Annotated in this window: 24 protein-coding genes; 15 read left to right on the top strand and 9 right to left on the bottom strand. The window is 58.0% G+C overall.

Going from position 1 to position 26,848, the window contains the following annotated elements; translation table 11 throughout:
* The 3 genes from ilvC to ACRESJ_RS09170 form a co-directional block, all read right to left on the bottom strand.
* The coding region (ilvC, locus tag ACRESJ_RS09160) for a ketol-acid reductoisomerase (RefSeq protein WP_431757624.1) at positions 1–942 on the bottom strand (942 nt) is incomplete at its 3' end.
* A gap of 45 nt (positions 943–987) precedes the next feature.
* Complete coding sequence (gene ilvN / locus ACRESJ_RS09165) at positions 988–1,479, bottom strand: acetolactate synthase small subunit (RefSeq protein WP_003176102.1); 492 nt, start codon at positions 1,477–1,479, stop codon at positions 988–990.
* A 2-nt stretch (positions 1,480–1,481) separates the two neighbouring features.
* On the bottom strand, positions 1,482–3,206 hold the full coding sequence (locus tag ACRESJ_RS09170; protein WP_431757625.1) for an acetolactate synthase 3 large subunit: 1,725 nt from the start codon (positions 3,204–3,206) through the stop codon (positions 1,482–1,484).
* 400 nt (positions 3,207–3,606) lie between these two features.
* Here ACRESJ_RS09170 and ACRESJ_RS09175 point away from each other — a divergent pair, with 400 nt between their 5' ends.
* A complete protein-coding gene (locus ACRESJ_RS09175) occupies positions 3,607–4,029 on the top strand; it encodes a DUF4124 domain-containing protein (protein ID WP_431757626.1) in 423 nt (140 codons plus the stop codon).
* A gap of 18 nt (positions 4,030–4,047) precedes the next feature.
* Here ACRESJ_RS09175 and ACRESJ_RS09180 read toward each other — a convergent pair whose 3' ends face one another.
* Genes ACRESJ_RS09180 through mrcB form a run of 3 tightly spaced genes read right to left on the bottom strand, consistent with a single transcriptional unit; the run spans position 4,048 to position 7,452 of the window.
* Positions 4,048–4,383, bottom strand: a complete 336-nt coding sequence (locus ACRESJ_RS09180) for a YqcC family protein (protein ID WP_431757627.1) — start codon at positions 4,381–4,383, stop codon at positions 4,048–4,050.
* Positions 4,383–5,117, bottom strand: coding sequence for a tetratricopeptide repeat protein (locus tag ACRESJ_RS09185; protein WP_431757628.1), 735 nt, complete (start codon positions 5,115–5,117; stop codon positions 4,383–4,385). Before ACRESJ_RS09185 ends, ACRESJ_RS09180 begins: the two co-directional genes overlap by 1 nt.
* Positions 5,118–5,133: 16 nt before the next feature.
* Positions 5,134–7,452 carry a penicillin-binding protein 1B gene (gene mrcB, locus ACRESJ_RS09190; protein ID WP_431757629.1) on the bottom strand — a complete coding sequence of 773 codons (2,319 nt, stop codon included), beginning with the start codon at positions 7,450–7,452 and terminating at the stop codon, positions 5,134–5,136.
* A gap of 115 nt (positions 7,453–7,567) precedes the next feature.
* Between mrcB and ACRESJ_RS09195 the strand changes: the two genes are divergently transcribed.
* From ACRESJ_RS09195 to ACRESJ_RS09205, 3 genes are all read left to right on the top strand, one after another.
* Positions 7,568–9,124: an AAA family ATPase gene (locus ACRESJ_RS09195; RefSeq protein ID WP_431757630.1), complete on the top strand. Its 1,557-nt coding sequence runs from the start codon at positions 7,568–7,570 to the stop codon at positions 9,122–9,124.
* 91 nt (positions 9,125–9,215) lie between these two features.
* Entirely contained in the window at positions 9,216–9,560 is a 345-nt protein-coding gene (locus tag ACRESJ_RS09200) for a pentapeptide repeat-containing protein (RefSeq protein ID WP_431757631.1), read from the top strand.
* Positions 9,561–9,803: 243 nt separating this feature from the next.
* A complete protein-coding gene (locus ACRESJ_RS09205; protein ID WP_007971093.1) occupies positions 9,804–10,076 on the top strand; it encodes a TfoX/Sxy family protein in 273 nt (90 codons plus the stop codon).
* 307 nt (positions 10,077–10,383) lie between these two features.
* Here the strand turns inward: ACRESJ_RS09205 and ACRESJ_RS09210 are convergent, their stop codons facing one another.
* A complete protein-coding gene (locus ACRESJ_RS09210; RefSeq protein WP_431757632.1) occupies positions 10,384–11,256 on the bottom strand; it encodes a heme/hemin ABC transporter substrate-binding protein in 873 nt (290 codons plus the stop codon).
* A gap of 164 nt (positions 11,257–11,420) precedes the next feature.
* Here ACRESJ_RS09210 and ACRESJ_RS09215 point away from each other — a divergent pair, with 164 nt between their 5' ends.
* Positions 11,421–11,738: a Rieske (2Fe-2S) protein gene (locus tag ACRESJ_RS09215; RefSeq protein WP_431757633.1), complete on the top strand. Its 318-nt coding sequence runs from the start codon at positions 11,421–11,423 to the stop codon at positions 11,736–11,738.
* Here the strand turns inward: ACRESJ_RS09215 and sfsA are convergent.
* Both sfsA and ACRESJ_RS09225 read right to left on the bottom strand, forming a co-directional pair.
* Entirely contained in the window at positions 11,735–12,448 is a 714-nt protein-coding gene (gene sfsA, locus ACRESJ_RS09220) for a DNA/RNA nuclease SfsA (protein WP_431757634.1), read from the bottom strand. The two genes, ACRESJ_RS09215 and sfsA, sit on opposite strands and share 4 nt — an antisense overlap.
* A complete protein-coding gene (locus tag ACRESJ_RS09225) occupies positions 12,448–13,620 on the bottom strand; it encodes a pyridoxal phosphate-dependent aminotransferase (protein ID WP_431757635.1) in 1,173 nt (390 codons plus the stop codon). The genes sfsA and ACRESJ_RS09225 overlap by 1 nt, the downstream gene beginning before the upstream one ends.
* A gap of 334 nt (positions 13,621–13,954) precedes the next feature.
* Here ACRESJ_RS09225 and dksA point away from each other — a divergent pair, with 334 nt between their 5' ends.
* The 10 genes from dksA (at position 13,955) to pgi (ending at position 26,717) form a co-directional block, all read left to right on the top strand.
* Entirely contained in the window at positions 13,955–14,389 is a 435-nt protein-coding gene (gene dksA, locus ACRESJ_RS09230; RefSeq protein ID WP_224534208.1) for an RNA polymerase-binding protein DksA, read from the top strand.
* 76 nt (positions 14,390–14,465) lie between these two features.
* Positions 14,466–15,362 carry a tRNA glutamyl-Q(34) synthetase GluQRS gene (gluQRS, locus tag ACRESJ_RS09235; RefSeq protein WP_431757636.1) on the top strand — a complete coding sequence of 299 codons (897 nt, stop codon included), beginning with the start codon at positions 14,466–14,468 and terminating at the stop codon, positions 15,360–15,362.
* Positions 15,363–15,439: 77 nt separating this feature from the next.
* The gene (locus ACRESJ_RS09240) at positions 15,440–15,616 is read left to right on the top strand and encodes a hypothetical protein (protein ID WP_003176118.1); all 177 of its coding nucleotides are present in this window, start codon (positions 15,440–15,442) and stop codon (positions 15,614–15,616) included.
* Positions 15,600–18,554 carry a sensor histidine kinase gene (locus ACRESJ_RS09245; RefSeq protein WP_431757637.1) on the top strand — a complete coding sequence of 985 codons (2,955 nt, stop codon included), beginning with the start codon at positions 15,600–15,602 and terminating at the stop codon, positions 18,552–18,554. Before ACRESJ_RS09240 ends, ACRESJ_RS09245 begins: the two co-directional genes overlap by 17 nt.
* Before the next feature lie 22 nt (positions 18,555–18,576).
* A complete protein-coding gene (locus ACRESJ_RS09250; protein ID WP_431757638.1) occupies positions 18,577–20,016 on the top strand; it encodes a sigma-54-dependent transcriptional regulator in 1,440 nt (479 codons plus the stop codon).
* Between the two features lie 832 nt (positions 20,017–20,848).
* Positions 20,849–22,249, top strand: coding sequence for a polynucleotide adenylyltransferase PcnB (locus ACRESJ_RS09255; protein WP_431757639.1), 1,401 nt, complete (start codon positions 20,849–20,851; stop codon positions 22,247–22,249).
* 3 nt (positions 22,250–22,252) lie between these two features.
* Positions 22,253–22,738 carry a 2-amino-4-hydroxy-6-hydroxymethyldihydropteridine diphosphokinase gene (gene folK / locus ACRESJ_RS09260; protein WP_431757640.1) on the top strand — a complete coding sequence of 162 codons (486 nt, stop codon included), beginning with the start codon at positions 22,253–22,255 and terminating at the stop codon, positions 22,736–22,738.
* A gap of 342 nt (positions 22,739–23,080) precedes the next feature.
* Positions 23,081–23,881, top strand: a complete 801-nt coding sequence (gene panB / locus ACRESJ_RS09265) for a 3-methyl-2-oxobutanoate hydroxymethyltransferase (protein WP_431757641.1) — start codon at positions 23,081–23,083, stop codon at positions 23,879–23,881.
* Positions 23,878–24,738, top strand: a complete 861-nt coding sequence (panC, locus tag ACRESJ_RS09270; protein WP_431757642.1) for a pantoate--beta-alanine ligase — start codon at positions 23,878–23,880, stop codon at positions 24,736–24,738. Before panB ends, panC begins: the two co-directional genes overlap by 4 nt.
* Before the next feature lie 314 nt (positions 24,739–25,052).
* A complete protein-coding gene (pgi, locus tag ACRESJ_RS09275; protein WP_431757643.1) occupies positions 25,053–26,717 on the top strand; it encodes a glucose-6-phosphate isomerase in 1,665 nt (554 codons plus the stop codon).
* Positions 26,718–26,848: the final 131 nt, after the last annotated feature.

Genomic DNA, 26,848 nt, shown 5'->3' on the forward strand with positions numbered 1-26,848 from the left:
TTCGATACCGTGAGCGGCGTTGTTACGACGCTTGGCGGTCATCGAAGGATAGCCGGTAGCGCCTTCGCTGATGAACATCTTGGCGTATTCGCCGTCCTGAATACGTTTCAGGGCGTTGCGCATGGCCTGACGGGATTCGGCGTTGATCACTTCCGGACCAGTCACGTACTCGCCGTACTCGGCGTTGTTGGAGATCGAATAGTTCATGTTGGCGATACCGCCTTCGTACATGAGGTCGACGATCAGCTTCAGTTCGTGCAGGCACTCGAAGTAGGCCATTTCCGGCGCGTAGCCAGCTTCAACCAGGGTTTCGAAACCGGCTTTTACCAGCTCAACGGTACCGCCGCACAGAACGGCTTGTTCGCCGAACAGGTCGGTTTCGGTCTCGTCCTTGAAGGTGGTTTCGATGATGCCGGTACGGCCGCCACCGACGCCAGCAGCGTAGGACAGCGCAACGTTCTTGGCATTGCCGGAAGCGTCCTGGTAGATAGCGATCAGGTCAGGGATACCGCCGCCCTTCACGAACTCGGAACGTACGGTGTGGCCTGGAGCCTTCGGCGCGATCATGATCACGTCGAGATCGGCGCGCGGCACAACCTGGTTGTAGTGGATCGCGAAACCGTGGGAGAAGGCCAGGGTGGCGCCCTTCTTGATGTTCGGCTCGATTTCGTTCTTGTACAGGGAGGACTGGAACTCGTCCGGGGTCAGGATCATGACCAGATCGGCAGCTGCAACAGCGGAAGCAACGTCGGTCACTTTCAGGCCGTGAGCTTCGGCTTTGGCAACAGTGGCCGAACCTTTACGCAGACCAACGGTAACGTCAACGCCGGAGTCTTTCAGGTTGCACGCTTGAGCGTGGCCTTGGGAACCATAACCAATGATGGCAACTTTCTTGCCCTGGATGATCGACAGGTCGCAGTCTTTATCGTAGAAAACTTTCATGAATTTCCCCTATATCAGGCCGTTCAGGCCATTCGCTAATTTGGTTTAGATGCTGAGTACTTTGTCGCCGCGGGCAATACCGGTTACGCCACTGCGGACGGTTTCCAGGATCGAGGCGGTGCCAATGGACTGGATGAAGCTGTCGAGCTTGTCGCTGGTACCGGTCAATTGAACGGTATACACGCTGGCGCTGACATCAACGATCTGTCCACGGTAAATATCGGTAGTGCGCTTGATCTCGGCGCGCTGGGCACCGGTGGCTTTGACCTTGACCAGCATCAGTTCGCGCTCGATGTGAGCACTCTCCGACAAGTCGACCAGTTTTACCACTTCGATCAGTTTGTTCAGGTTCTTGGTGATCTGCTCGATGACCTCATCGTGGCCAACGGTGGTCAGCGTCAGACGCGACAGTGTCGGGTCTTCGGTTGGTGCCACGGTCAGGCTTTCGATGTTGTAGTTGCGCTGCGAGAACAGGCCGACTACGCGAGACAGAGCGCCAGGTTCGTTTTCCAGAAGCAAGGAAATAATGTGCCGCATGATTAAGTACGCTCCGTCTTGCTCAGCCACATATCGCGCATGGAGCCGTCTTTGATCTGCATCGGGTAGACGTGCTCGCTGGTGTCGACCGCAATATCGATCACCACCAGGCGATCCTTCATGGCGAACGCCTCTTCCATTTTCGACTTCAAATCCTTCGAATCGGTGATGCGCACGCCAACGTGACCATAGGCCTCTGCCAGCTTGACGAAATCAGGCAGCGATTCCATGTAGGAATGCGAATGACGGCTTCCGTAGCTCATGTCCTGCCACTGGCGAACCATGCCCAGCACGCCGTTGTTCAGGATGACGATTTTTACCGGCAAGCCGTATTGCAGGCAGGTCGACAGCTCCTGAATGTTCATCTGGATGCTGCCTTCGCCAGTTACGCAGACGACATCATCATCCGGGAAGCTCAACTTGATGCCCATCGCCGCCGGGAAACCGAAGCCCATGGTGCCCAGACCACCGGAGTTGATCCAGCGGTTCGGCTTGTTGAACTTGTAGTACTGCGCCGCGAACATCTGATGCTGCCCAACGTCCGAAGCTACGAAGGCATCGCCCTTGGTCACTTCGCACAGGGTCTCAACCACAGCCTGCGGCTTGATGATGCTGCCGTCGCCCTTGTCATAAGGGAACAGGCCACGATCACCGCGCCACTCGTCGATCTGCTTCCACCAGCTGGAAACGGACTCCTTGTTCGGGGTCTCGCCGATTTCCTTGAGGATCGCGACCATTTCGGTCAGGACGCTCTCAACCGGACCGACGATAGGCACGTCGGCCTTGATGGTCTTGGAGATCGAAGCCGGGTCGATGTCGATGTGAATGATCTTGGCGTTCGGGCAGAACTTCGAAGCACCGTTGATCACGCGATCGTCGAAACGCGCGCCGACAGCGAGGATCACGTCAGCATGGTGCATGGCCAGGTTGGCCGTGTAGCTGCCGTGCATGCCGAGCATGCCGATGAACTGACGGTCGGTGCCCGGGAAGCCACCGAGGCCCATCAGGGTATTGGTCACTGGCAGGTTGAGCATCTTCGCCAGTTCGGTCAGCGGCGCGGAGCCACCTCCCAGAATCACGCCGCCGCCCGAATACATCACGGGGCGCTTGGCCGCCAACAGCATTTCTGCTGCCTTGCGGATTTGCCCCGAGTGACCGCGAACGGCCGGGCTGTAGGAGCGCAACTTGGCTTTTTTCGGGAAGACGTATTCGAATTTCTCGGCCGGGTTGGTCATGTCTTTCGGGATATCGACAACGACTGGGCCAGGACGACCGGATTGCGCCAGGTAGAAAGCTTTCTTCATGACTTCCGGGATTTCCGACGCGTGCTTGATCATGAAGCTGTGTTTCACGATCGGCCGGGAGATACCGATCATATCGGTTTCCTGGAATGCGTCGGTGCCTACCATGGTGCTCGGCACCTGGCCGGAAATGACCACCATCGGAATGGAGTCCATATAGGCCGTGGCGATGCCGGTAATGGCATTGGTTGCGCCCGGACCGGAAGTCACCAGTACCACGCCGGCTTTGCCGGTGGCACGGGCGTAGCCGTCAGCCATATGGGTCGCAGCCTGTTCGTGACGAACCAGAATGTGGGTCACTTCCGGTTCTTTGAACAAGGCATCATAGACATGAAGAAGAGCACCACCCGGGTACCCGTAGATATATTTGACGCCTTCGTCACGCAAAAAGCGGACGAGCATCTCACCGCCAGATAAAAGCTCCACGTTGCTCACCTCTAAAACGCCAGAATACCGCCCACGAAAAAAGGGACGGGTCTTAATAGGTTTACTTCTCAGCAGAGCATGAGCGACGGTGGTCGCCGACTACGTCAGCACTGACTGAGCAAGTATTGGGATCGTCCCAAGTGTTGCGGGCCTTTCCCACCCAGCGCGAGGTAACGCGTTGCGGGTGTAACAGGTCGACGCGGATGTGCGCCTCATGATCTGCTGAGTGGGTCTGCTTCTGGCAGTCCCTCTACAGCGGACTTTGGATTCTTCTGTTTCGTCCTCTGCAAGTCAAGTCGTCTATGAGGTTTATTCTAGTAACCGCATGAGAACGCAAGAAAAAACCTATAAACCCCCTGTGTGTTAGCTTCAATTGCGCAACTTTTGACAAGGAATTGGCATGCGTACGCACCTCTTCATCGCCGGCCTGATGATAGCCTTCAGCCCACCGTCCATGGCCGCGCAGATTTACAAATGGGTCGACGCCCAAGGTGTAACCCACTTTGATGCTCAGCCGCCGCCCGGCCAGCAAGCCACGGTCATCACTCCGTCCGCGCCTGCAGGCAAGTCGCGCTCAGCTGCCGCAAAGAGCGGAGCGATTGACGATCAACAGACCATCGACAAAAACATCAAACAGCAAGTTACCGAGCAACAAGCAGAATTGAAGGTGTTTTGTGAGCAGGCGCGAACAAATCTCGCGCAGTTGCAGAACAACCCACGACTCAGAGAGGAAGTGAAGGGAGAGTTGCGTCGCCTGGGCGACGCTCAACGGCAGGAACGCATCGGTGAAACCCAGAAGCAGATTACAGAGAACTGCCAGTAAGACCTGGCAGTTTCCGGTTCAGCGGGAGGCGGTAATCAGCCGATCAAACTCTTTAAGCAGCACTTGCAGCTGACGATCCTTGCCCTGGACATTTCGGCCAGCGAAGACCATTTCGGCCATTTCCTGAATCCCTGATGCGTTGGGCAAAGGCAGATCCTGTTCGAGGATCGCTTTCATGCGTGGCAGGAAAATCCATTGCAGCCACTGCTCGAAGTCCAGGGTATCCACCGAAAAAGGCTCGACACTGGAAAGTGCTTCAGGGGATGGCGAGACTTCATCCCACCACCCTTGCTCCCGCAACTCACGCTCGATCAGCAGTAACTGATCGGCGATCTGAGGAAAGCGCGCATCCATCACGAGGTAACCTTGGCTTTCTGGCGAGCCAAAGACGCGCCAGCAGAGTCACCTTGCTTCTCTCGCGCCTGGGCGATCAGCTCCCACAGGCTGGCCTGCAGCGCCGGACGACCATTAGCGAACGTCAGGCCACGGCGAGCAAATTGCTCGGCTTGCGGTGCATCACCCTGGGCCATGCGCACTTGAGCCAGTCGATAAAGCACTTGCGGCTCACGTGGGGCGACGCGCTGCGCGCGCTCCAGACTTGAAGAAGCGCCATTGAGATCGCCACCGGCCTGTTGCTGCTGAGCGGTAGTCAACAAGGCCAGGACCGGGCCGTCCAACTGCTCATCGGCCGATAGACCTCCAGAGCTGGCAGAAGGAATCCCGCTCGGCGTCGAAGGCATGCTGTAGCTGCCCTGATTGATCGGTGCCGATTGGACCGGCATGGTATCAATCGGTCCCGGAGTAATCGGACCTGGGGTTATCGGCGTGGTGCTGATCGGCGTCGAAGTTGTCGCGCCGCCACCAGGCACCATCACGACCACACCGGTATCGCCTTGTGGAATTTCCCGGGTTTGCGATTGCACGGGACGTTTTACCGTTGTCTGCCGGTAGCCGCCATTAGCCGAGACCCGTTCGCTGTTGGAGACGCCGGTGCCGGAGTCTACAACCGGAATCGAGCCGCGTTGTACGGAAGAACAACCGCTGAGCAAAGCCACGGCGGTAACCGCTGGAATCAACCACTTGTTCACTTGAAACCCTCTTTGCTTAATTCATCCAGCCCTTGACCCAATCCATCACCGTCTCAGCAGGGTTCTCACCACCGCAAGCGGCGCCTGGAGGCGGTTCGCTGCCGCGAATATACGGCATCTGCACGGCACCGGGGCAACCGGCGTCGGAGCCTTGTCCGGTTCGTGAATCGACCCAAGCCTGAACAATATTATCCGGCTGCGGCATGTCCAGTGGAAGTGGATCGGCCTTGCGCATGAAGCTCGTCCAAACCTGCAAGGCACCGGTAGCACCCGTGAAAGGCGTCTTGCCATTGTCATCGCGACCCAGCCAGACCACCGCCAGCAAGTCCTGACTGAAACCTGCGAACCAACTGTCTCGGGAGTCGTTACTGGTCCCCGTCTTGCCCGCCAGGGTCAAGGTTTTTGGTAAAACGTTGTAAACCGAACTGCCAGTGCCTTCACGCATGACCCGCTGCATGGCGCTCTGGATCAAGTAAATAGATGCCGGATCAAAACGCTGCTGAATTTGGAACGGATAACGTTTGAGCGGTTCCCCCTCGGCAGTCAACACACTACGAATCCCGCGCATCGGTGTATTGAAACCACCGTTGGCAAGCGTCTGGTACATGGTCGCCACTTCGATCGGGGTCATGCCGCCCGCACCGAGCAACATCGACGGGAAAGCCGGGAATTCGCGACTCACACCCAAGCGCCCCAACGTCTTGAGCACATTCGGTACGCCTACCGCCAGGCCGAGACGCGCGGTCGACAGGTTGTAGGAATGCGCCAACCCTTGATAAAGGAAGACGGTGCCATGGGAGCGTCGATCATAGTTTTGCGGTTTCCAGACCTGGCCATCCGCACCCTTGACCGAGAAGGACTCGTCCGACAGCCAACTGGTCAATGTGTACTGGCTTGGTTTCTCAAGCGCGGTCAGATAAACCGCCGGTTTGATCAGCGAGCCAATCGGTCGAACAGCATCCAATGCACGGTTGAAACCGGCAAAACTTGCCTGACGACTGCCAATCATGGCCTGAACCTCTCCGGTTTCCGGATTGGTCACAACCATGGCCGCCTCGACATCGTCAGACCCTTTGCGCCCGGACAGGCGCTTGAAGGTGTCGTTGACCGACGCTTCGGCTTTCATCTGCAGGATCGGGTCAAAGCTGGTGAAGATTCGCAGGCCTTCTTCGGTCAAGTCTTCGTCGCGATAGTCTGCTCGCAGTTGACGCTTGACCAGATCAAGGAAGCCTGGGAACGAGCTGTCCGCCAATTTGCCTCGCGTTGTTACTCCCAACGGCATTTTCTTCGCGGCAGCGACCTGCTCGGCGGTGGCAACACCTTGTTGCTCAAGCACATCGAGCACCAGATTGCGCCGCTCGAGTGCCCGCTCAGGATTGCGACGCGGATTGTAATACGACGGCCCCTTGACCATGCCCACCAGCATTGCGACTTGATGCAGTTTCAGTTCGGACAACGGCTGCGCGAAGAAGAACTGACTGGCCAGGCCGAAACCATGCACCGCCCGCTGACCATCCTGACCGATGAACACTTCATTGAGGTAAGCCTCAAGAATCTCTCGTTTGTCGTAATGCAACTCAAGCAGCATCGCCATCATGGCTTCGGTGAGTTTACGACTCAGACTGCGCTCGCTGGTCAGGTAGAAATTCTTGACCAATTGTTGTGTCAGCGTACTGCCGCCCTGGGTCATCTTGCCGCCAGAGGTGTTGACGTAGACGGCTCGCGCAATCGACTTCGGCGACACACCCCAGTGGCTATAGAAATCCCGATCTTCCACGGCAACCAGGGTTTCCAGCAAATACGGTGGGACCTGATCGATTTTGATCAGAATGCGGTCTTCGAGGTTCTTCGGATAAATCCCGCCGATCAGCAGCGGTTCCAGGCGCACCACAGATAGCTTCGAACCGTTCGTTGCCGAGAGCTCGGCAACATAGTCGCCGGAAAAACGCACGCGTACCGGCTGTGCTTGTTCCATGCCTTCATAGAACTGAAAGCCACGGGTATTCAAGTCGACAGTATTGCCGTTGACCGCCGCCGCGCCGGGACCATTGCTCACACTTTCACGGCGATAGCCCAAGGCATCGAGCTCGGTAAGAAAGTCGTCCCGACTCAGCTTTTGTCCGACGAACAGCTCAAGCGGACGAGCATATACCTTGGCCGGAATGGTCCAGCGCTTGCCGGAAAACTTCTCCTGCACGATGGCATCGAGGTAAACAGCGAACCCGGCCAGTACAACCAGGCCGACGAGACTGAGTTTAAGGGCCCAGCCCAGCCAAGGCCGCAGGCCTCGGGAAGGTGGTTTTTTAGGGGTACGGGGGGATCGGGTACGAGTCATGGCGGCGGATTATACGCACTTTATTCATACTCAACAGGAGCCCTCCGAGTTTGCGTTAGGCTGGCTAGCCGCCATAATGTCGACCTGAATTTTTCCAGACTCTGAAGGATCGCCTGTGAGCCAGTCCCTGATTGCCGCCCTGCAAAACCCGGCCCTCTACCCGCATCCTGTAGACGGGTTCCAAGTCATCGAGACCCACATTTCCTGGGTACTGCTGACTGGCGCCTTTGCTTATAAAGTGAAGAAGCCGGTGAACTTCGGTTTCCTCGACTTCACCAGCCTTGAGGCTCGCGAGCATTTTTGCGGCGAAGAGCTGCGCCTGAACCAGCGTCTGACCGAAGACCTCTATCTCGAAGTGTTGCCGATTACTGGCAGCGCCGAAGAACCACAACTGGGCGGGGAAGGTCCGGCCATCGAATATGTGCTGAAAATGCGCCAATTTCCACAGAACGGACTGCTCAGCACCCTGCAGGCCAACGGCGAACTGACCACCGGGCACGTCGATGCGATGGCGGCTCAAATCGCCCGCTTTCACCTCGACGCACCGAAAGTCCCGGGCGAACATGAAGCCGGCACCCCGGACAGCGTGATGGCGCCAGTGCGCCAGAACTTTGAACAGGTCCTCCCGTTCCTCAGCGACAAGACCGACCTTCAGCAACTCGACGCACTGAAAGCCTGGGCAGAGAGCAGTTTCGAACGTCTCAAGCCGCTGCTCGCCCAGCGCAAAGCCGAGGGGTTCATCCGTGAATGCCACGGCGACATTCATTTGGGCAACGCCACCGTGATCGACGGCAACGTTGTAATCTTCGACTGCATCGAGTTCAACGAACCATTCCGCTTCACCGATGTGTACGCCGACAGCGCGTTCCTGGCGATGGACCTGGAAGACCGTGGCCTGAAATGCCTGGCACGTCGCTTCATCAGCCAATACCTGGAGCTGACTGGCGACTATCAGGGCCTGGAGCTGCTGAACTTCTATAAAGCCTACCGCGCAATGGTTCGCGCCAAAGTTGCGCTGTTCAGCATGCCGGCCGATGCCACCCCGGTGCAGCGCGCCACGAGCCTGCGTCAGTACCGCAATTACGCCAACCTGGCGGAAAGCTACAGCACCATTCCTTCGCGCTTCATGGCCATTACCCACGGTGTCTCCGCTGTAGGCAAAAGCCACGTGGCCATGCGCATGGTGGAAGCGCTGGGCGCGATTCGCTTGCGCTCCGACGTAGAACGCAAACGCCTGTTTGGTGAGCAAACCGTCGCGAACGACTTGCAGGCTGGCATTTATAGCAGCGACGCCAGCACTGCCACTTACAACCGCCTTCACGAAATTGCGGCAGTGATTTTGCACGCAGGCTTCCCGGTGGTGATCGATGCGACTTACCTCAAGCATGAGCAGCGAGACAACGCAGCAAAAATTGCTGAATCGACCGGTACACCGTTCCTGATCCTTGATTGCAACGCGCCGCAAGCCGTCATTGAAAGCTGGCTGGCAGTACGTCAGACGGAAAAAAATGACCCATCCGATGCCACGCTGGCAGTAATCGAAGCCCAACAAGCCAGTCGTGAACCCCTGACCCCAGCAGAAATCCTTTGCAGCAAACGCGTCCAGACTAATGAAAGCGGGACCCTCGACACCGTGGTGGAACAGATTCGCCAACGCTTGCCAGGGCTGTAAGGAAGTATTTGAGTCGTGAAGCCCTTACCGGCTTCACGACTGACAAATAGTGGCATTATACTGGCGTCATAAAACCAACAGGTGATGTGACATGAGCCAGCCAAAACTTCTCGACACTCCGCTTTATGCCTTGCTGCACAAAGACGACATCACAGGCTTCAACAACGAACGACCAAAGGAAGGGCCTATCGACATGGTCTCGGGTGACTTCCGTGGCTTGGACCTGCGCGAGTTGAACGCTGACGGTATCGACTTTACCGATGCCTACTTTCGCTCCGCCGATTTGCGCGGCATCGATTTTCGCAATGCTTCGTTAGAAGGTGCGAGCCTGGCTCATGCACAAATATCCGGTGCTTACTTTCCAGCAGAGCTCAGTGCCGATGAAATTCTGATGTCGATGAATTTCGGTACACGACTGCGCTATCGCACCCGCTGACATCGAACGTAATCTGACAAGTCCAGCGCCCCCGCTTTGCGCTGGACCTCTGGCAGTTTTGCTCAAAATCCCGACCTCTTCCGCCCCTTTCCCACTTGTTTCGCGAATTTTCTCACGCCAGTCATCACGGAACTCTTAGAAGCGTTTGCGCCGAAAACGACCAAACAATCACGCTTTTCCTACTGATGGCTACACTCCTCAGAAGCTTGCCCACGCACCATTCGGCCATCGCAAGGAGGCTTGATGAATGATGAACTGCAACACCTGAAAAATCTTGGCAAGACGTCAGCGCAGTGGCTGCATGCCGTGGGCATCCACAGCGCCTCGGACTTGCGTCGCCTGGGGGCGGTGGATGCTTATCGGGCCGTGCGCACCCGCGGGTTTAGGGCATCCAAGGTGTTGCTGTATGCGATAGAAGGCGCCCTGATGGATGTGCATTGGAACGACATTCCCGCCGAACGCAAAGAGGCCCTGAATAAACAGCTGGAAGCCATTTCGTCACGCCACAAAAATTGAGTGAAGACCGAATGTCATCCGGGCTAATCGGACTCATGTCACCGAGCGCACAAAAAACGACAAGCCAATATTCAGTATTTACAGGGACTTGCGGATAGCGAGCGACACAACGCAAGCAAATGAAAAATCAGGTGTTGACTTGGTAATGAGAATCGATATGATTATCACAACTGGTCGCGAGACTGGTCGATATTCTGAATAGCCCTTGGTTCGGACTCTCAGATTATCTCCTCATCAGGCTAATCACGGTTATTTGACCCGGCTTTTGCCGGGTCTTTTTTTGCCTGTGGAAAAGTCGAGCGAACAACTATTGACCCGCTGCATCGGGATAGAACTCCTCAGCCAGCTTTTTCACACTTTCAGGTAGTCGTGGTCCCAATCCGCCCACCAGCAATGTCGGATCAAGTTCGATGACCCGTCCATTTCTGGCTGCGCGAGTAGATACCAGAATGGGATTTTCCTTGAACAACGCCTCCCGCGCGGCATCGCCGCTCAACGCTCTGTCGGCAAATACCAGTACATCGGGCTCCAGGCTCACCAGCGATTCATTCGAGAAGGGTTTGTATCCGGTATGGGTCGCCAGGTTGTGGCCGCCGGCCTGCTCCAACAGCCAATCAGCGGCTGTGTCCTTGCCTGCGATCAACGGTTTGCTACCCGCGTGTCCGAGCAACAACAGCACACCTGGGGATGGTTGCGTCAGCTGTGCCCGGGTGACCCGGACTTTCTGCCGTTCGAGCGCCTGTTGATAAGTAGCCAGCAACTGCGCTGCGCGGTCTTCGGCGCCAAGCAATTTGCCCAAATGTTGCAGGTTGCTTTGCAGAGTGATCAGGTCCGGCTGTGCGGAGAACAATTCGATCTGAACCCCCGCGCTACGGATCTGCGAAAGCACTGGCGGCGGTCCCATTTCCTCGGTACCGACCAGTATCTGCGGGCGTAAACTCAACACACCTTCCGCCGAAAGCTGGCGCTGGTAGCCGACACTGGGTAAGGCCTTGAGGGACGCAGGATGCTGGCTGGTGGTATCGACCCCAACCAGCTTGGACTCACCGCCCAATGCACTCACCCACTCCGAAAGCGCCCCGCCAGCACTGACCCAACGCTGGGGCAAGTCGGCGGCAGTTGCGTGATGGCTAATGAAGAATCCGACACAGAGCGCAGCAACACGGGTACTCAGGCGCATAGACAGCTTCCTTTAAGGGTTTCCCGGACATCGAGTGTGCAAGCCAAGTATCCTGCGCACCTGGCAACGTCTCTTGCGAGGCAAGTCAGCCATTTGATAATTGCTTGCATTTGCACGTCAAGCAAAGACACATCCGGCCACGACTGCGGGACCTGAGGAAAGATATGAAACTTCTGTGCACAGGCACTGAGCTAGTCGAGAACAGCAGCCGAGGCTTCGAGATCGAAGGAAATAAACTCTTCGCCGTGCGCAGGGACGGTCAGGTTTACGTCTATATCAATCGTTGCCCGCACCGTGGCGTCGGACTGGAATGGACCCCTGACCAGTTTTTAGACCCCAGCAACAGCCTGATCCAGTGCGCCACCCACGGCGCACTGTTTCTGATTGAGGATGGCGAATGCGTGTCCGGCCCGTGCGCAGGGCAGTCACTGATCCGCGTCGACTGCCGTGAGGATGCCCAAGGCATCTGGGTCAGTCTTTAACCACCGAGCAATACTTCCAGACGCCGGTCCACCACCATTTCTTCATGGGTCAGACGCACGCCGTAAGCCAGCACTTCGACACCGCACGCCACAGCCTCACGCAAGGCCGCGGCGTAGGCCGAGTCGATTTCCACGGCCGGGCGCACGGCTTCGATGCCAGTCAGGTTCACGCAATACAACTGCACCGCACGAATGCCGTCCCGGGCCAAATGCGCCAACTCGCGCAGGTGCTTGGCACCACGCTGGGTCACCGCATCGGGAAATGCCGCGACCGCTGAACCTTCATAGCCCAGGGTGACGCTTTTAACTTCCACATAGGCCGGTCCATCCGGGTAATCGAGACGAAAGTCGATCCGGCTCTTTTCCTGACCATAGGCCACTTCGCGCTTCAGTGCGCTAAAGCCGTTCAGCTCAGTAATGACACCGGCCCGCAGTGCTTCTTCGATCAAGCCATTCGCCCGCCCGGTATTCACACAGAAAAGACGACCGTGCGGCGTCTCGCCAATCTCCCACGTGCCCGGCAGCTTTCGCTTGGGGTCGTTGGAGCGACTGAACCAGACCTGCCCGCCTTCGACCTGGCAATTAAGCATCGAGCCAGTATTCGGGCAGTGAATGGTCAACAACTCGCCACCAACGGTTTCGATATCGGCAAGAAAGCGCTTGTATCGGCGGATCAGGCGACCTTCTTCAAGAGGAGGATAAAAATGCATCAGCCTTGCCAGCTCTGGAGACCGCGAGCGATGCGTTCCACCGCTTCCTGGAGGCGCCCCAGGCTCTGGGTGTAGGCGAAACGCACGTGATGCCCCGCCTGGTAGCGACCGAAGTCCAGCCCCGGCGTAAATGCAACATGCTCGGTTTCGAGGAAATGGCGGCAGAACGCGAAGGCATCGCCACCGAACTTGCTGATATCGGCATACAAATAGAACGCACCTTCCGGCTCGACGGCGATGGCGAAGCCCAGATCCCGCAGGGCTGGCAGCAGGAAGTCCCGACGACGACCGAATTCGGCGCGGCGCTCCTCAAGAATGCTGATGGTTGCGGGTTCGAAACAAGCCAGCGCGGCGTGCTGAGCCATGCTAGGGGCGCTGATGTAGAGGTTTTGGGCGAGCTTTTCCAGTTCACCGACTGCTGCTTCTGGCGCCACCAGCCAGCCGAGCCGCCAACCGGTCATGCCGAAATACTTGGAAAAACTATTCAACACAAAGGCACTGTCATCGACCTCCAGCACACTGGCCGCATCGGTGCCATAGGTCAGGCCATGATAGATCTCGTCTACCACCAGATGACCGTGACGCTCCTTGATCACACGAGACAGCCCCGCCAGTTCATCCCGGGTCAGGATCGTCCCTGTCGGATTGGCCGGGGACGCGACGAGTGCGCCGACGCTATCGTGATCCCAGTGCCGCTCGACCAGGTCCGGAGTCAGTTGATAACGCACCTCCGGGCCGACCGGTACCAGCTGCGCAGCGCCTTCCACCAACCGCAGGAAGTGCCGGTTGCACGGGTAACCTGGGTCCGCGAGCAGCCAATGCTTGCCAGGATCCACCAGCAGCGCACTGGCCAGCAGCAATGCACCAGAACCACCGGGGGTAATCAGAATGCGCCGCGGGTCGATATTCAAACCGTAACGTTGCTGATAAAAGCCGGAAATGGCTTCGCGCAACTCTGGAATGCCACGGGCCGCGGTGTAACGGGTCCGCCCTGCCTCCAGTGCGGCCTGACCTGCACGAATGATCGGCTCGGCGGTGGTGAAGTCTGGCTCGCCGATTTCCAGGTGAATGACATCGTGACCGTCGGCCTGTAATTCATTGGCCCGCGCGAGCAGCGCCATGACATGGAAAGGTTCGATCGCGCGACTGCGGGCACTGTAGGACTGAGCCATTGGTCTTCCTTCAACGAAGAAAAGAATCAATTCTACCCAAGCGCAGGAACGAGCGAGAACCTAAAGCGGTCAGAGGCCATATGACCCGGTCTACAAACGACTCAAGCGCACGCCCAAGGATTGACTAAAATCAGTAATTGAGCGGCGTTCCAGAGCTACCAGACAGCGCATTGCCAGCATTCGCAAGCGCCACGGACCGCAAGCTCGACATCCGGGAGTAGCGCGGTCTGATTTGATCTGGTAAGTTCGCCCGCTTGCAGTCGCAGGGCCGGCAGGTGTCGGTGATGGAGCAATCCTGCGCAGATGGATTACAAGAGTAGAGGCGGTCTATTTCATGTCCACCCAAGCAAAGCAACAGCCAATCAGCGGCTTCGAGCCCTACGTTGAAACGAAGGGTGAGGAATACATGGGCAAGCCCATGCGCGCTCACTTCACCAAGGTCCTGAACAAGTGGAAGCAGGACTTGATGCAGGAAGTCGACCGCACGGTTGATCACATGAAGGACGAAGCAGCCAACTTCCCGGACCCGGCAGACCGTGCCAGCCAGGAAGAAGAGTTCGCCCTTGAATTGCGAGCCCGCGATCGCGAGCGCAAGTTGATCAAAAAGATCGACAAGACGCTGCAATTGATCGAAGACGAAGAATACGGCTGGTGCGAGTCGTGCGGCGTCGAGATCGGCGTCAAGCGCCTGGAAGCCCGCCCGACTGCCGACATGTGCGTCGACTGCAAGACCCTGGCGGAAATCAAGGAAAAGCAAGTCGGCAAGTAATTGCGGCTTGAACGAAAAACGGAGCGTGCGAACGCTCCGTTTTTGTTTCTGATGTTTTTTTGGCTTTAATGCATTCATGACCGTCACCACCTCCCCTACCTACATCGGACGCTTTGCCCCCACGCCTAGTGGCCATCTGCATTTCGGCTCGCTGGTCGCCGCACTGGCGTCATACCTCGACGCACGCTCTGTGGGCGGCCGCTGGTTGATGCGCATGGAAGATCTTGATCCGCCCCGCGAAGAACCTGGCGCCCAAGTGGCGATCCTCAAAGCATTGGAGGGTTATGGGTTCGAGTGGGATGGAGAAATGGTTCGTCAGAGCGACCGTCACGACGCCTACGCCGAAGTGCTCAATCGCCTGTTCAATCACGGCCTGGCTTACGCCTGCACTTGCTCGCGCAAAAAACTGGAGCCGTACCACGGCATTTATCCGGGTCTGTGCCGCAATGCCGGGCATGGCACCGAAGATGCCGCCATCCGGGTACGCGTTCCCGAGCTGGACTACCACTTCATCGACCGCGTACAAGGCGAGTTCCACCAGCACCTGGGGCGGGATGTCGGCGACTTCGTGATTCGCCGCAGGGACGGGTTTTACGCCTACCAGTTGGCGGTGGTGCTTGACGATGCCTGGCAAGGCATTACCGATATCGTCCGGGGAGCCGACCTGCTTGACTCCACGCCGCGCCAGCTCTATTTGCAGGAGCTGCTCGGCCTGCGACAACCACGTTACCTGCACATCCCGCTGATTACCCAACCCGATGGCAACAAACTCGGCAAGTCCTACCGATCGCCGCCATTGACCGCAGATCAGGCAACGCCTCTGTTGCTAAGGGCCTTGCGGGCATTGGGCCAGAACCCGGGCGACGAGCTGGCTTACGGCTCACCACGGGAAGTGCTGGATTGGGGTATTGCCCACTGGGACGCCTTGCTGATCCCGCGCACACTTTGCCTGCCCGAGACCACGCTAAAGTGATCGTACTTGCAGTCGCGCGCCCATCCGTTACCATCGCCGCACGTTTTCGGGCACCCGCATAAAAAAGAGAGGCCGGGATGTACATCTATCGCTTGGTCCTGCTCCTGGTAGTGGGGATTTATCTGTTTTCCCCGGCCATCATGGATTGGTGGATCGACGCCACTGGCGCCTGGTATCGCCCTTATCTGCTCTGGCTGATCCTGATCGTCGTGACCTTCATCCTGCAGAGCCAAAAAGATGCCGATGAGCTTTAGCCTGACCCAGATGATCCTGATCAGCGCCGCCTACCTGGCGGTGCTGTTCGGCGTGGCCTGGGTCAGCGAACGGGGCATGATTCCCCGGGCGATCATTCGCCACCCACTCACCTACACCCTGTCCCTGGGGGTCTATGCCAGCGCCTGGGCGTTTTATGGCACGGTTGGCCTGGCGTATCAGTACGGCTACGGCTTCCTGTCCAGCTATCTGGGAGTTTCGGGCGCATTTCTATTGGCGCCTGTGTTGCTGTATCCGATTCTGAAAATTACCCGCACCTATCAGTTGTCGTCGCTGGCGGACCTGTTTGCGTTCCGCTTCCGTAGCACCTGGGCTGGCGCACTGACCACCATTTTCATGCTGGTCGGCGTATTGCCGCTGCTTGCCTTGCAGATTCAGGCGGTGGCTGACTCCATCGGCATTCTCACCCGCGAACCGGTGCAACACCGCGTGGCCCTGAGCTTTTGCGCACTGATTACACTGTTCACGATTTTCTTCGGTTCCCGGCACATCGCGACCCGCGAGAAACATGAAGGCCTGGTCTTTGCGATTGCCTTCGAGTCAGTCATCAAACTGCTCGCACTGGGTGGCGTAGGCCTTTATGCGCTGTATGGCGTGTTCGACGGCCCGCAACAGCTGGAGCTGTGGTTGCTGCAAAATCAGACCGCCCTCGCCGCCCTGCACACCCCATTGCAGGAAGGTCCTTGGCGAACGCTGCTGCTGGTGTTCTTCGCTTCGGCGATCGTGATGCCGCACATGTACCACATGACCTTCACCGAGAACCTCAATCCACGGTCGCTGGTCAGCGCGAGCTGGGGCCTGCCGCTGTTCCTGTTGCTAATGAGCCTGGCGGTGCCGTTGATTCTCTGGGCGGGCCTGAAGCTTGGCGCCACCACCAATCCGGAATACTTCACGCTGGGTATCGGCATCGCCGCCAACAGCAAGGCGCTGGCGCTGCTGGCGTATGTCGGCGGATTGTCGGCCGCCAGCGGCCTGATCATTGTCACCACTCTCGCACTGTCGGGGATGGCGCTGAACCACCTGGTACTGCCGCTTTATCAGCCTCCGGCCGAGGGCAACATCTATCGCTGGCTGAAGTGGACACGTCGTGCGCTGATCGTCGCGATCATCATGGCCGGTTACGGCTTCTACTTGTTGCTGGGCGCCGAGCAGGACCTGGCCAACCTCGGCATCGTTGCGTTTGTGGCCACGTTGCAGTTCCTGCCGGGCGTACTGTCGGTCCTGTATTGGCCGACCGCTAATCGCCGCGGCTTCATCGCCGGCTTGCTGGCGGGGATTCTGGTGTGGCTGGTGACCATGCTGTTGCCGCTGGTTGGCAACCTGCAAGGTTTCTACATTCCGCTGCTGAACATGATCTACGTGCTGGACGACACCAGTTGGCACATGGCGGCGATCGCCTCGCTGGCCGCCAACGTGCTGATGTTCACCCTGATTTCACTGTTCACCAATGCCAGCACCGAAGAAGCCAGCGCCGCCGAAGCTTGTGCCGTGGACAACGTCCGCCGCCCGCAACGCCGCGAGTTGCATGCGGCGTCACCTCAGGAGTTCGCCACGCAACTGGCCAAACCCTTGGGTGCAAAAGCTGCTCAGAAGGAAGTCGAACAAGCCCTGCGTGATCTCTATCTTCCCTTCGACGAGCGCCGCCCGTATGCCCTGCGCCGCTTGCGCGACCGTATTGAAGCCAACCTCTCAGGCCTGATGGGGCCGAGCGTGGCTCAAGACATGGTGGAAACCTTCCTACCCTACAAGGCCGGGGGCGAAAACTATGTCACCGAAGACATCCACTTCATCGAAAGCCGCCTTGAGGACTACCACTCGCGCCTGACTGGTCTGGCGGCCGAACTCGATGCCCTGCGCCGTTACCACCGCCAGACCCTGCAAGAGTTGCCGATGGGTGTCTGCTCACTGGCCAAGGATCAGGAAATCCTCATGTGGAACAAAGCCATGGAGGAACTGACCGGGATCGCCGCGCAACGTGTGGTCGGTTCGCGCCTGAGCACCATTGCCGACCCGTGGAAGGCATTGCTGCAAGGCTTCATCAATGTTCCGGACGAGCACTTGCACAAGCAGCACCTGGCCCTCGACGGCCAGACCCGCTGGCTGAACCTGCACAAAGCGGCGATCGACGAGCCGCTCGCACCGGGCAACAGCGGCCTGGTACTGCTGGTGGAAGACCTGACCGAAACCCAGATGCTCGAAGACAAACTGGTGCACTCCGAGCGTCTGGCCAGCATCGGTCGACTGGCTGCCGGCGTCGCCCATGAAATCGGCAACCCGATCACCGGTATCGCCTGCCTGGCGCAAAACCTTCGCGAAGAGCGTGAAGAGGATGGCGAACTCAAGGAAATCAGCGGACAGATCCTCGAACAGACCAAGCGCGTATCGCGCATCGTTCAGTCGCTGATGAGCTTCGCCCATGCCGGCAGCCACCAACACAGCGACGAGCCCGTCTGTCTGGCCGAGGTGGCTCAGGATGCCATCGGCCTGCTGGCGCTGAACCGACGTAATTTCGAGGTGCAGTTCTATAACCTGTGTGATCCCGAGCACTGGGTCGAAGGTGACCCACAGCGTCTGGCCCAAGTATTGATCAACCTGCTCTCAAACGCCCGTGATGCCTCGCCTCCCGGCAGCGCGGTGCGAGTCAAAAGCGAAGCCGGCGAACACACGGTCGACCTGATCGTGGAAGACGAAGGCAGCGGGATTCCCTCGAGCATCATGGACCGATTGTTCGAACCCTTCTTCACCACCAAGGACCCGGGTGAAGGCACCGGTCTGGGCCTTGCACTGGTCTATTCCATCGTTGAAGAGCATTATGGACAAATCACCATCGACAGCCCGGCTGATGTTCAAAGCCAACGCGGCACCCGTATTCGGGTGACTCTACCGCGTCATGTCGAAGCGACGTCCGCTGTGAACTGAGACCGTCGAGAGTATCGAATCAATGCCGCACATTTTGATCGTCGAAGACGAAACCATTATCCGCTCCGCCTTGCGCCGCCTGCTGGAACGCAACCAGTACCAGGTCAGCGAAGCCGGTTCCGTGCAGGAAGCACAAGAACGCTTCACCATTCCCACGTTCGACCTGATCGTCAGTGACCTGCGTCTGCCTGGCGCTCCGGGCACCGAGTTGATCAAACTTGGCCAAGGTACGCCGGTGCTGATCATGACCAGTTACGCCAGCCTGCGTTCTGCGGTCGACTCGATGAAGATGGGGGCGGTGGACTACATCGCCAAGCCTTTCGATCACGATGAGATGCTCCAGGCCGTTGCACGAATCCTGCGTGACCGACAATCGGTGCAAGCCAGTGGTGAGCCGGCTACCGGCAAAACCACCAATGGCGCAGCAAAACCCGGTACGGACCACAGCAATGGCGAAATCGGCATCATCGGCTCGTGCCCTCCGATGCAGGATTTGTACGGCAAGATTCGCAAAGTCGCGCCGACCGATTCCAATGTGCTGATCCAGGGTGAATCCGGTACCGGTAAGGAACTGGTGGCCCGCGCTCTGCACAACCTGTCCAAACGGGCGAAGGCGCCTATGATCTCGGTGAACTGCGCGGCCATTCCGGAAAGCCTGATCGAGTCCGAACTGTTCGGCCACGAAAAAGGCGCGTTTACCGGGGCAAGCGCAGGACGTGCCGGCCTGGTAGAAGCTGCGGACGGTGGCACCCTGTTCCTCGACGAAATCGGCGAATTGCCGCTGGAAGCCCAGGCTCGACTACTGCGCGTGCTGCAGGAAGGTGAAATTCGTCGGGTTGGCTCTGTTCAGTCACAGAAAGTCGATGTGCGCCTGATCGCGGCGACTCACCGTGATCTCAAGAGCCTGGCCAAGATCGGACAGTTCCGTGAAGATTTGTATTACCGCCTTCACGTAATCGCTCTGAAATTGCCAGCTCTGCGCGAGCGCGGTTCCGACGTCAATGAAATCGCCAATGCATTCCTGGCGCGGCAGAGTGCACGGATCAATCGTACCGACCTGAAGTTCGCTCCAGACGCAGAACAAGCCATTCGTCATTACTCATGGCCGGGCAACGTTCGTGAACTGGAAAATGCCGTCGAGCGCGCGGTCATTCTTTGCGAGAGCCCGGAGATTTCTGCCGAACTACTGGGCATTGACATCGAACTGGGTGATCTGGAAGACGACGAATTCATCGGCCTGCCTCCGCAACAAGGCAACAGCACCGCTGGAAACAACAATCACGAACCGACCGAAGACCTGTCCCTGGAAGACTACTTCCAGCACTTCGTACTCGAGCATCAGGACCACATGACCGAAACCGAGCTTGCCCGCAAGCTTGGAGTCAGTCGCAAGTGCCTGTGGGAACGCCGTCAGCGCCTGGGCATTCCACGGCGCAAGACCGGGGTGGCCAGCGAAAGCTGAACCGCACCTGTCTCATGTGCGGGTAACACGTGACTTTGTAAAAAAACTGTTACCTCAGTTTTTCGACGTAACAGAAGCCGGGGCTTACGGTAACGAAGCCCCGGCTTTTTTTGGCCCTTTCAAAACCCTTCAGCGCACCTAACCCCTTGTTTTACTGGGCTTCACAAAAGTTGGCACGCACCCTGCTATATGTTTGGTACAAGAACAATAACAAGCAATGCACAAGACAATAAAAATAAGACGAATCGACTCACGCACAATAAAAACAAGACGGCGAGAGGCGCAGCTAACTGATTCTTTTGGAGAGGCGTTGTATTTGGGGGATGCCCCACGACCAGGCCGAGAACAACAAAAAACTGTCTTAAGACAGAGCCTGAACTGGTTGGATCGCGAGATCACTGCAGCACAGCGACCAAAGCAATCCGTTTGCTCTTGGCTCCCGATTGGGAGGGTCATGAAGGAAATCTTCATGGCGAGGGCACTCAACAAAAACAAAAAGCCCGAAACCAATAACAAAAATAGAGCATGCAACTACTTCTTGGGGAGCTTCGGCTCCCCTTGTAGTTTCTGCGTTTCAGAAAATCTTCGTACCAGTGTAGGAGCGAGCTTGCTCGCGAAAATCCCCCAGGCACATCGGGGCATCTGGTTTTACGCGTCATCGTTCACACCCATCGCAAGCAATCGAGCGTCGACCGGCCGCTCCTACAGTATTGCGTCTTACAGCTCATATCTGCTGCGTCCTACACCATCCCCCGACTAAATGCTAGAATCCCCGCCCATCATGCGGTCATTCTTCTATATTGGCCGAATATTCCTTCAAACAGTGCATCCCATGCTGAAGAAGCTGTTCCAGTCATTCCGTACTCCAGTGCGTCGTACGCAACACATCCGCAGCACGCCTGAAGTGCTCAACAGCGGTCAACACTCGCTGCAAAAGGCGCAATTCAGCCGTTACGCGGTGAACATCGTCGACCGTCTGCAGGGCGCGGGTTACCAGGCCTATCTAGTCGGCGGGTGCGTGCGTGACATGCTGCTCGGCATCACGCCAAAAGACTTTGACGTCGCCACCAGTGCCACCCCTGAACAGGTGCGGGCCGAATTCCGTAACGCGCGGATCATCGGTCGCCGCTTCAAACTGGTGCACATCCACTTTGGTCGCGAAATCATCGAAGTGGCGACTTTCCGCGCCAATCACCCGCAAAACGAAGAAGAGGAAGACAACAATCAATCCTCTCGCAACGAAAGCGGGCGCATCCTGCGCGATAACGTCTATGGCACTCTGGAAGAAGACGCTCAACGCCGCGACTTCACCATCAACGCCCTTTACTACGACCCGGTCAGCGAGCGCATTCTCGACTACGCCAACGGCGTACACGACATCCGCAATCAGTTGATCCGCCTGATCGGCGATCCGAAGCAGCGCTACCAGGAAGACCCGGTTCGCATGTTGCGGGCCGTGCGATTCGCCGCCAAGCTGAATTTCGGCATCGAAAAACACAGCGCCACGCCGATCCGCGATCTGGCGCCGATGCTGCGTGAGATTCCTTCGGCTCGTCTGTTCGAAGAAGTGCTCAAGCTGTTCCTCTCCGGCCATGCGGCGGAAACCTTCGAGATGCTGGTCGACCTGCAGCTGTTCGATCCGCTGTTCCCGGCCAGCGCCGAAGCGCTCGAATACAACCCGACCTATACCCACACCCTGATCAGCGAAGCGCTGATCAACACCGACCTGCGCATCAAACAGAACAAACCGGTAACGCCGGCGTTCCTGTTTGCGGCCTTGCTCTGGCCTGCCCTGCCGGCTCGGGTACTGCGCCTGCAGGAACGTGGCATGCCGCCGATTCCGGCGATGCAGGAAGCGGCCCACGAATTGATTGCCGAGCAATGCCAGCGCATTGCAATTCCAAAACGCTTCACCATGCCGATCCGCGAGATCTGGGACATGCAGGAGCGTCTGCCTCGCCGCAGCGGCAAACGCGCCGATCTGCTGCTGGACAATCCACGCTTCCGTGCTGGCTACGATTTCTTGCTGTTGCGCGAAAGCGCAGGCGAGCAGACCGATGGACTGGGCGAATGGTGGACGGACTATCAGGATGCCAACGAAAGCGAACGTCGCGACATGATCCGCGACCTCAGCGGCAAGGACGAAGGCACTGGCGCGCCACGCAAACGTCGTCGTAGCGGTGGTTCCAAACGCAAGCGCACAGCGGGCGCCTCGAGCACCTCAGGCGAGTAGTCCATGGAACGCATCTACATCGGCATGGGCAGTAATCTGGCTGACCCTGCCGAACAATTGCGCAGCGCCGTCGAGGCGCTTGCGAACTTGCCGCAATCGGAGCTGATCGGGGTTTCCGCCTTTTATCAAAGCGATTCACTGCTCCCAGGCCAGCCGCGCTACACCAATGCGGTTGCCGCACTCGACAGCAGCCTGACACCGCTCGATCTTCTCGACGCCCTACAGTCAATCGAAAACGGCCAGGGCCGCGAGCGACTTGAACGCTGGGGGCCGCGTACCCTGGATCTCGACATCCTACTGTTCGGTGATCGCCTGATCGACGAACCGCGCCTCAAGGTTCCGCACTATCACATGCAGGAACGTGCCTTCGTTCTGTACCCGCTGGCAGAATTGGCACCTGCGGATCTGCGCCTGGCCGATGGCCGCACCCTGGCCGAATTGCTTGAAGCATGCCCGTTCGTCGGCTTGGAACGTGTATTGGCGTCCTGAGTCGACCTTAAAAAGATCGCAGCCTTCGGCAGCTCCTACATTGGAATGCATTCTTGTGTAGGAGCTACCGAAGGCTGCGATCTTTTGACTCTGTACAGAGCTACATGCTGAATCGCATCAGTCCCCTTCGGTAACACCTCACCCGTAACAATGCGGTAACACACTGGATTGACTTCCCGAGTTCTCCTCACGACTATAGGCGTCCCGCTGCCGCCAACACGGCACACAAGGGCGCAATCCAGGCCTTATAAGCACGACAAAAGACCGTGCGCCTGAGTAGATGACGAATCACGCGCGTTACTCGCAGTAGTTTCCATAGCGCCTGAACGAGGATTTTTTGACATGCCAGCCATCACCCTGACCACGCTCCAGAGCCTCAAGCAGAAAGGTGAAAAAATCACCATGCTGACCTGCTATGACGCGACTTTCGCCCACGCCTGTAATCAGGCTGGCGTCGAAGTGCTGCTGGTGGGCGACTCCCTCGGCATGGTCTTGCAAGGTCACGACAGCACCCTGCCGGTCACTACCGCCGAAATGGCTTATCACGTCGCCGCCGTCAAACGCGGTAATAGCGATGCGCTGATTCTCGCCGACCTGCCATTCATGGCCTACGCCACCAACGAGCAAGCCATGACCAACAGTGCTCTGTTGATGCAGGCCGGTGCGCACATGGTCAAGGTCGAAGGTGCACTGTGGCTGGCGGACTCGATCCGTCTGCTCGCCGAGCGCGGCATCCCGGTATGCGCCCACATGGGCCTGACACCCCAGTCGGTGAACATCCTCGGCGGCTACAAAGTCCAGGGCCGCAACGAGAACCAGGCACGGCAGATGCGCGCCGACGCCATTTCGCTGGAACAGGCTGGCGCCGCAATGCTGCTGCTCGAATGCGTTCCTACTGAGCTTGCCGAGGAAATAACTCAGGCGGTGAAAATTCCCGTCATCGGCATTGGCGCAGGCAACCGCACCGACGGCCAGGTACTGGTCATGCATGACATGCTGGGCTTGTCCATCAGCGGTCGCGTACCGAAATTCGTCAAGAACTTCATGGCCGGTCAGGAAAGCATTCACGGGGCCCTGAGCGCTTACGTCACCGAAGTCAAAGCGGCGACCTTCCCTGGCATCGAACACGGATTCTCTGCATGAACACTGTAAAAACCGTACGCGAACTGCGCGCTGCCGTAGCCCGCGCCCGCAGCGAAGGTAAGCGCATCGGCTTTGTGCCAACCATGGGCAACCTGCACAGTGGTCATGTCGCGCTGATTACCAAAGCCACCCAGCGGGTCGATTTCGTGGTGGCGAGCATTTTCGTCAACCCGCTGCAATTCGGTGCTGGCGAAGACCTCGACAAATACCCGCGCACCCTCGCTGCGGATCAGGAAAAACTGCTCGAAGCCGGATGCGACCTGTTGTTCGCACCCGCTGTTGAAGAGATGTACCCCGACGGCATGGCTGGCCAGACTCGTGTCAGCGTCCCGCAATTGTCCGAAGGCCTGTGCGGCGCCAGCCGTCCAGGGCATTTCGAGGGCGTTGCGACGGTTGTCAGCAAGCTGTTCAACATGGTTCAGCCGGACCTGGCGGTTTTTGGCCAGAAAGACTTCCAGCAACTGGCCGTGATCCGGGCACTGGTCCACGACCTGAACATGCCGATCCAGATCATCGGCGAACCTACCGTGCGAGCGGCTGATGGCTTGGCCCTGTCGTCGCGTAATGGTTTCCTGAGCGAAGAACATCGGGCCGTGGCGCCGGTGGTCTATCGCACGCTGAGTGAGATGGCCGAGTCGATCAAACAGGGCGAACGGGATTTCCCTGCCTTGATCAGTGCGCAATCCGCGCAGCTCGAAGCCGCTGGCCTGCGACCGGATTATCTGGAAATTCGCAATGCCCTGACCTTGCGCCCGGCAACGCCGGAAGATCGGGACCTGGTCATTCTGGTGGCAGCCTTCCTGGGGACTACCCGACTGATCGACAACCTGCACCTGAATCTCGACGCATCTGTCTGACTAGCACAATTCCTCTGTGGGAGCGGGCTTGCTCGCTGCCACAAGGGATCTGCTGAGCCCCTCAACTCGGGCCGACCGCCCACTCTTCGTTTCCGACTCCACTTTCCTCCGTTTGTCGGACATTTCTAACTTCAATGTTAAAAAAGTACCGGAAACAGGTCAGACAAAGTCAAGACAACTCCTTGCGCGGGGTTTACTGTATTCGCCCTGCGCCATGAATTCGTGTCGACGCAGTTGACCGGGACGCCCACCCATAGCGCTCCGGGATTTTTAGTGTTCAAAAGGCCGTTCAAGTAAAAAGGAAACCCGCAGCGATGGCGTATTACCGCACTCCTCATGACGTGACCGCTCTGCCCGCCTGGCAAGCGTTGAATGACCACCGCCAAGCCATGCAGGATTTCAGCATGCGCGAGGCCTTCAATGCCGACCCGCAGCGCTTTACCCAGTTCACCCTCAGCAGTTGCGGCCTGTTTCTCGATTATTCGAAGAACCTGATCAACGCCCAGACCCGTAGTCTTCTGGTGGGCCTGGCCAATGAAGTCGACCTCAAGGGCGCGATCAAGTCGCTGTTCGACGGCGAAATCGTCAACGCTTCCGAAGGTCGCCCAGCCCTGCATACGGCGCTGCGCCGTCCGGTCGGCGACAAGCTGTCGGTCAACGGCGTCAATGTGATGCCTGAAGTGCACAAGGTGCTGAACCAGATGACTGACCTCGTGGGCCGTATTCACGACGGTCTGTGGCGCGGTTACACCGAGAAGCCAATCACCGACGTGGTGAACATCGGCATCGGCGGTTCGTTCCTCGGCCCTGAGCTTGTGTCCGAGGCATTGCTGGCCTACGCGCAAAAAGGCGTGCGTTGCCACTACCTGGCAAACATCGACGGCAGCGAGTTCCACGAGCTGGCCATGAAGTTGCGTGCCGAGACCACGCTGTTCATCGTCTCGTCGAAATCCTTCAACACCCTCGAAACCCTGAAGAATGCTCAGGCCGCCCGTGCCTGGTACCTGGCTCAGGGTGGCTCGGAAGTAGAGCTGCATCGTCACTTCATCGCGGTATCGAGCAACAACGCCGCCGCCGTGGCGTTCGGCATCCGTGAAGAAAACATCTTCCCGATGTGGGATTGGGTTGGTGGGCGTTACTCGCTGTGGTCGGCCATCGGTTTGCCGATCGCCCTGGCCATCGGTATGTCGAACTTCAAGGAACTGCTGTCCGGTGCCTACACCATGGACCAGCATTTCCTCACCGCGCCGTTTGAACAAAACATGCCAGTACTGCTGGCTTTGCTCGGCGTCTGGTATGGCAACTTCTGGGGCGCGCAGAGCCATGCGATCCTGCCGTACGACCACTACCTGCGTAACATCACCAAGCACTTGCAGCAGTTGGACATGGAGTCCAACGGCAAGAGCGTGCGCCAGGACGGTACACCGGTCTCCACAGACACCGGCCCAGTGATCTGGGGCGGCGTGGGTTGCAACGGTCAACATGCCTATCACCAGTTGCTGCATCAGGGCACCCAACTGATCCCGGCTGACTTCATTGTGCCGATCGTCAGCTTCAACCCTGTGGCCGACCACCACCAGTGGCTGTACGCCAACTGCCTGTCGCAGAGCCAGGCGCTGATGCTCGGCAAGACCCTTGCAGAAGCCGAGACCGAATTGCGCGACAAAGGCATGGCGGAAGCCGATGTGCAAAAACTCGCATCGCACAAGGTGATCCCGGGCAACCGTCCGAGCAATACCTTGGTGGTCGAGCGCATCAGCCCGCGTCGTCTCGGCGCACTGGTCGCCATGTACGAGCACAAAGTCTTCGTGCAAAGCGTGATCTGGGGCATCAACGCCTTCGACCAGTGGGGCGTGGAGCTTGGCAAGGAATTGGGCAAAGGCGTCTACAACCGCTTGGTTGGCAGCGAGGAATCTCCGGCTGACGACCCATCCACTCAAGGCTTGATCAACTACTTCCGCGGTCGTCATCGCGGATAGTAGCCAGAAGGGGCGGTTTTCCCGCCCCTTTCAATATGCTGCCTCGACAGTTAGACGACACCGGGCTCTCTGCAAAATCGGTGGCGTTTGCTATCACTGTAGGAGCTGCCGAAGGCTGCGATCTTTTGATC

This window comes from Pseudomonas sp. (assembly GCF_050739655.1).
Classification (GTDB): Bacteria; Pseudomonadota; Gammaproteobacteria; order Pseudomonadales; family Pseudomonadaceae; genus Aquipseudomonas.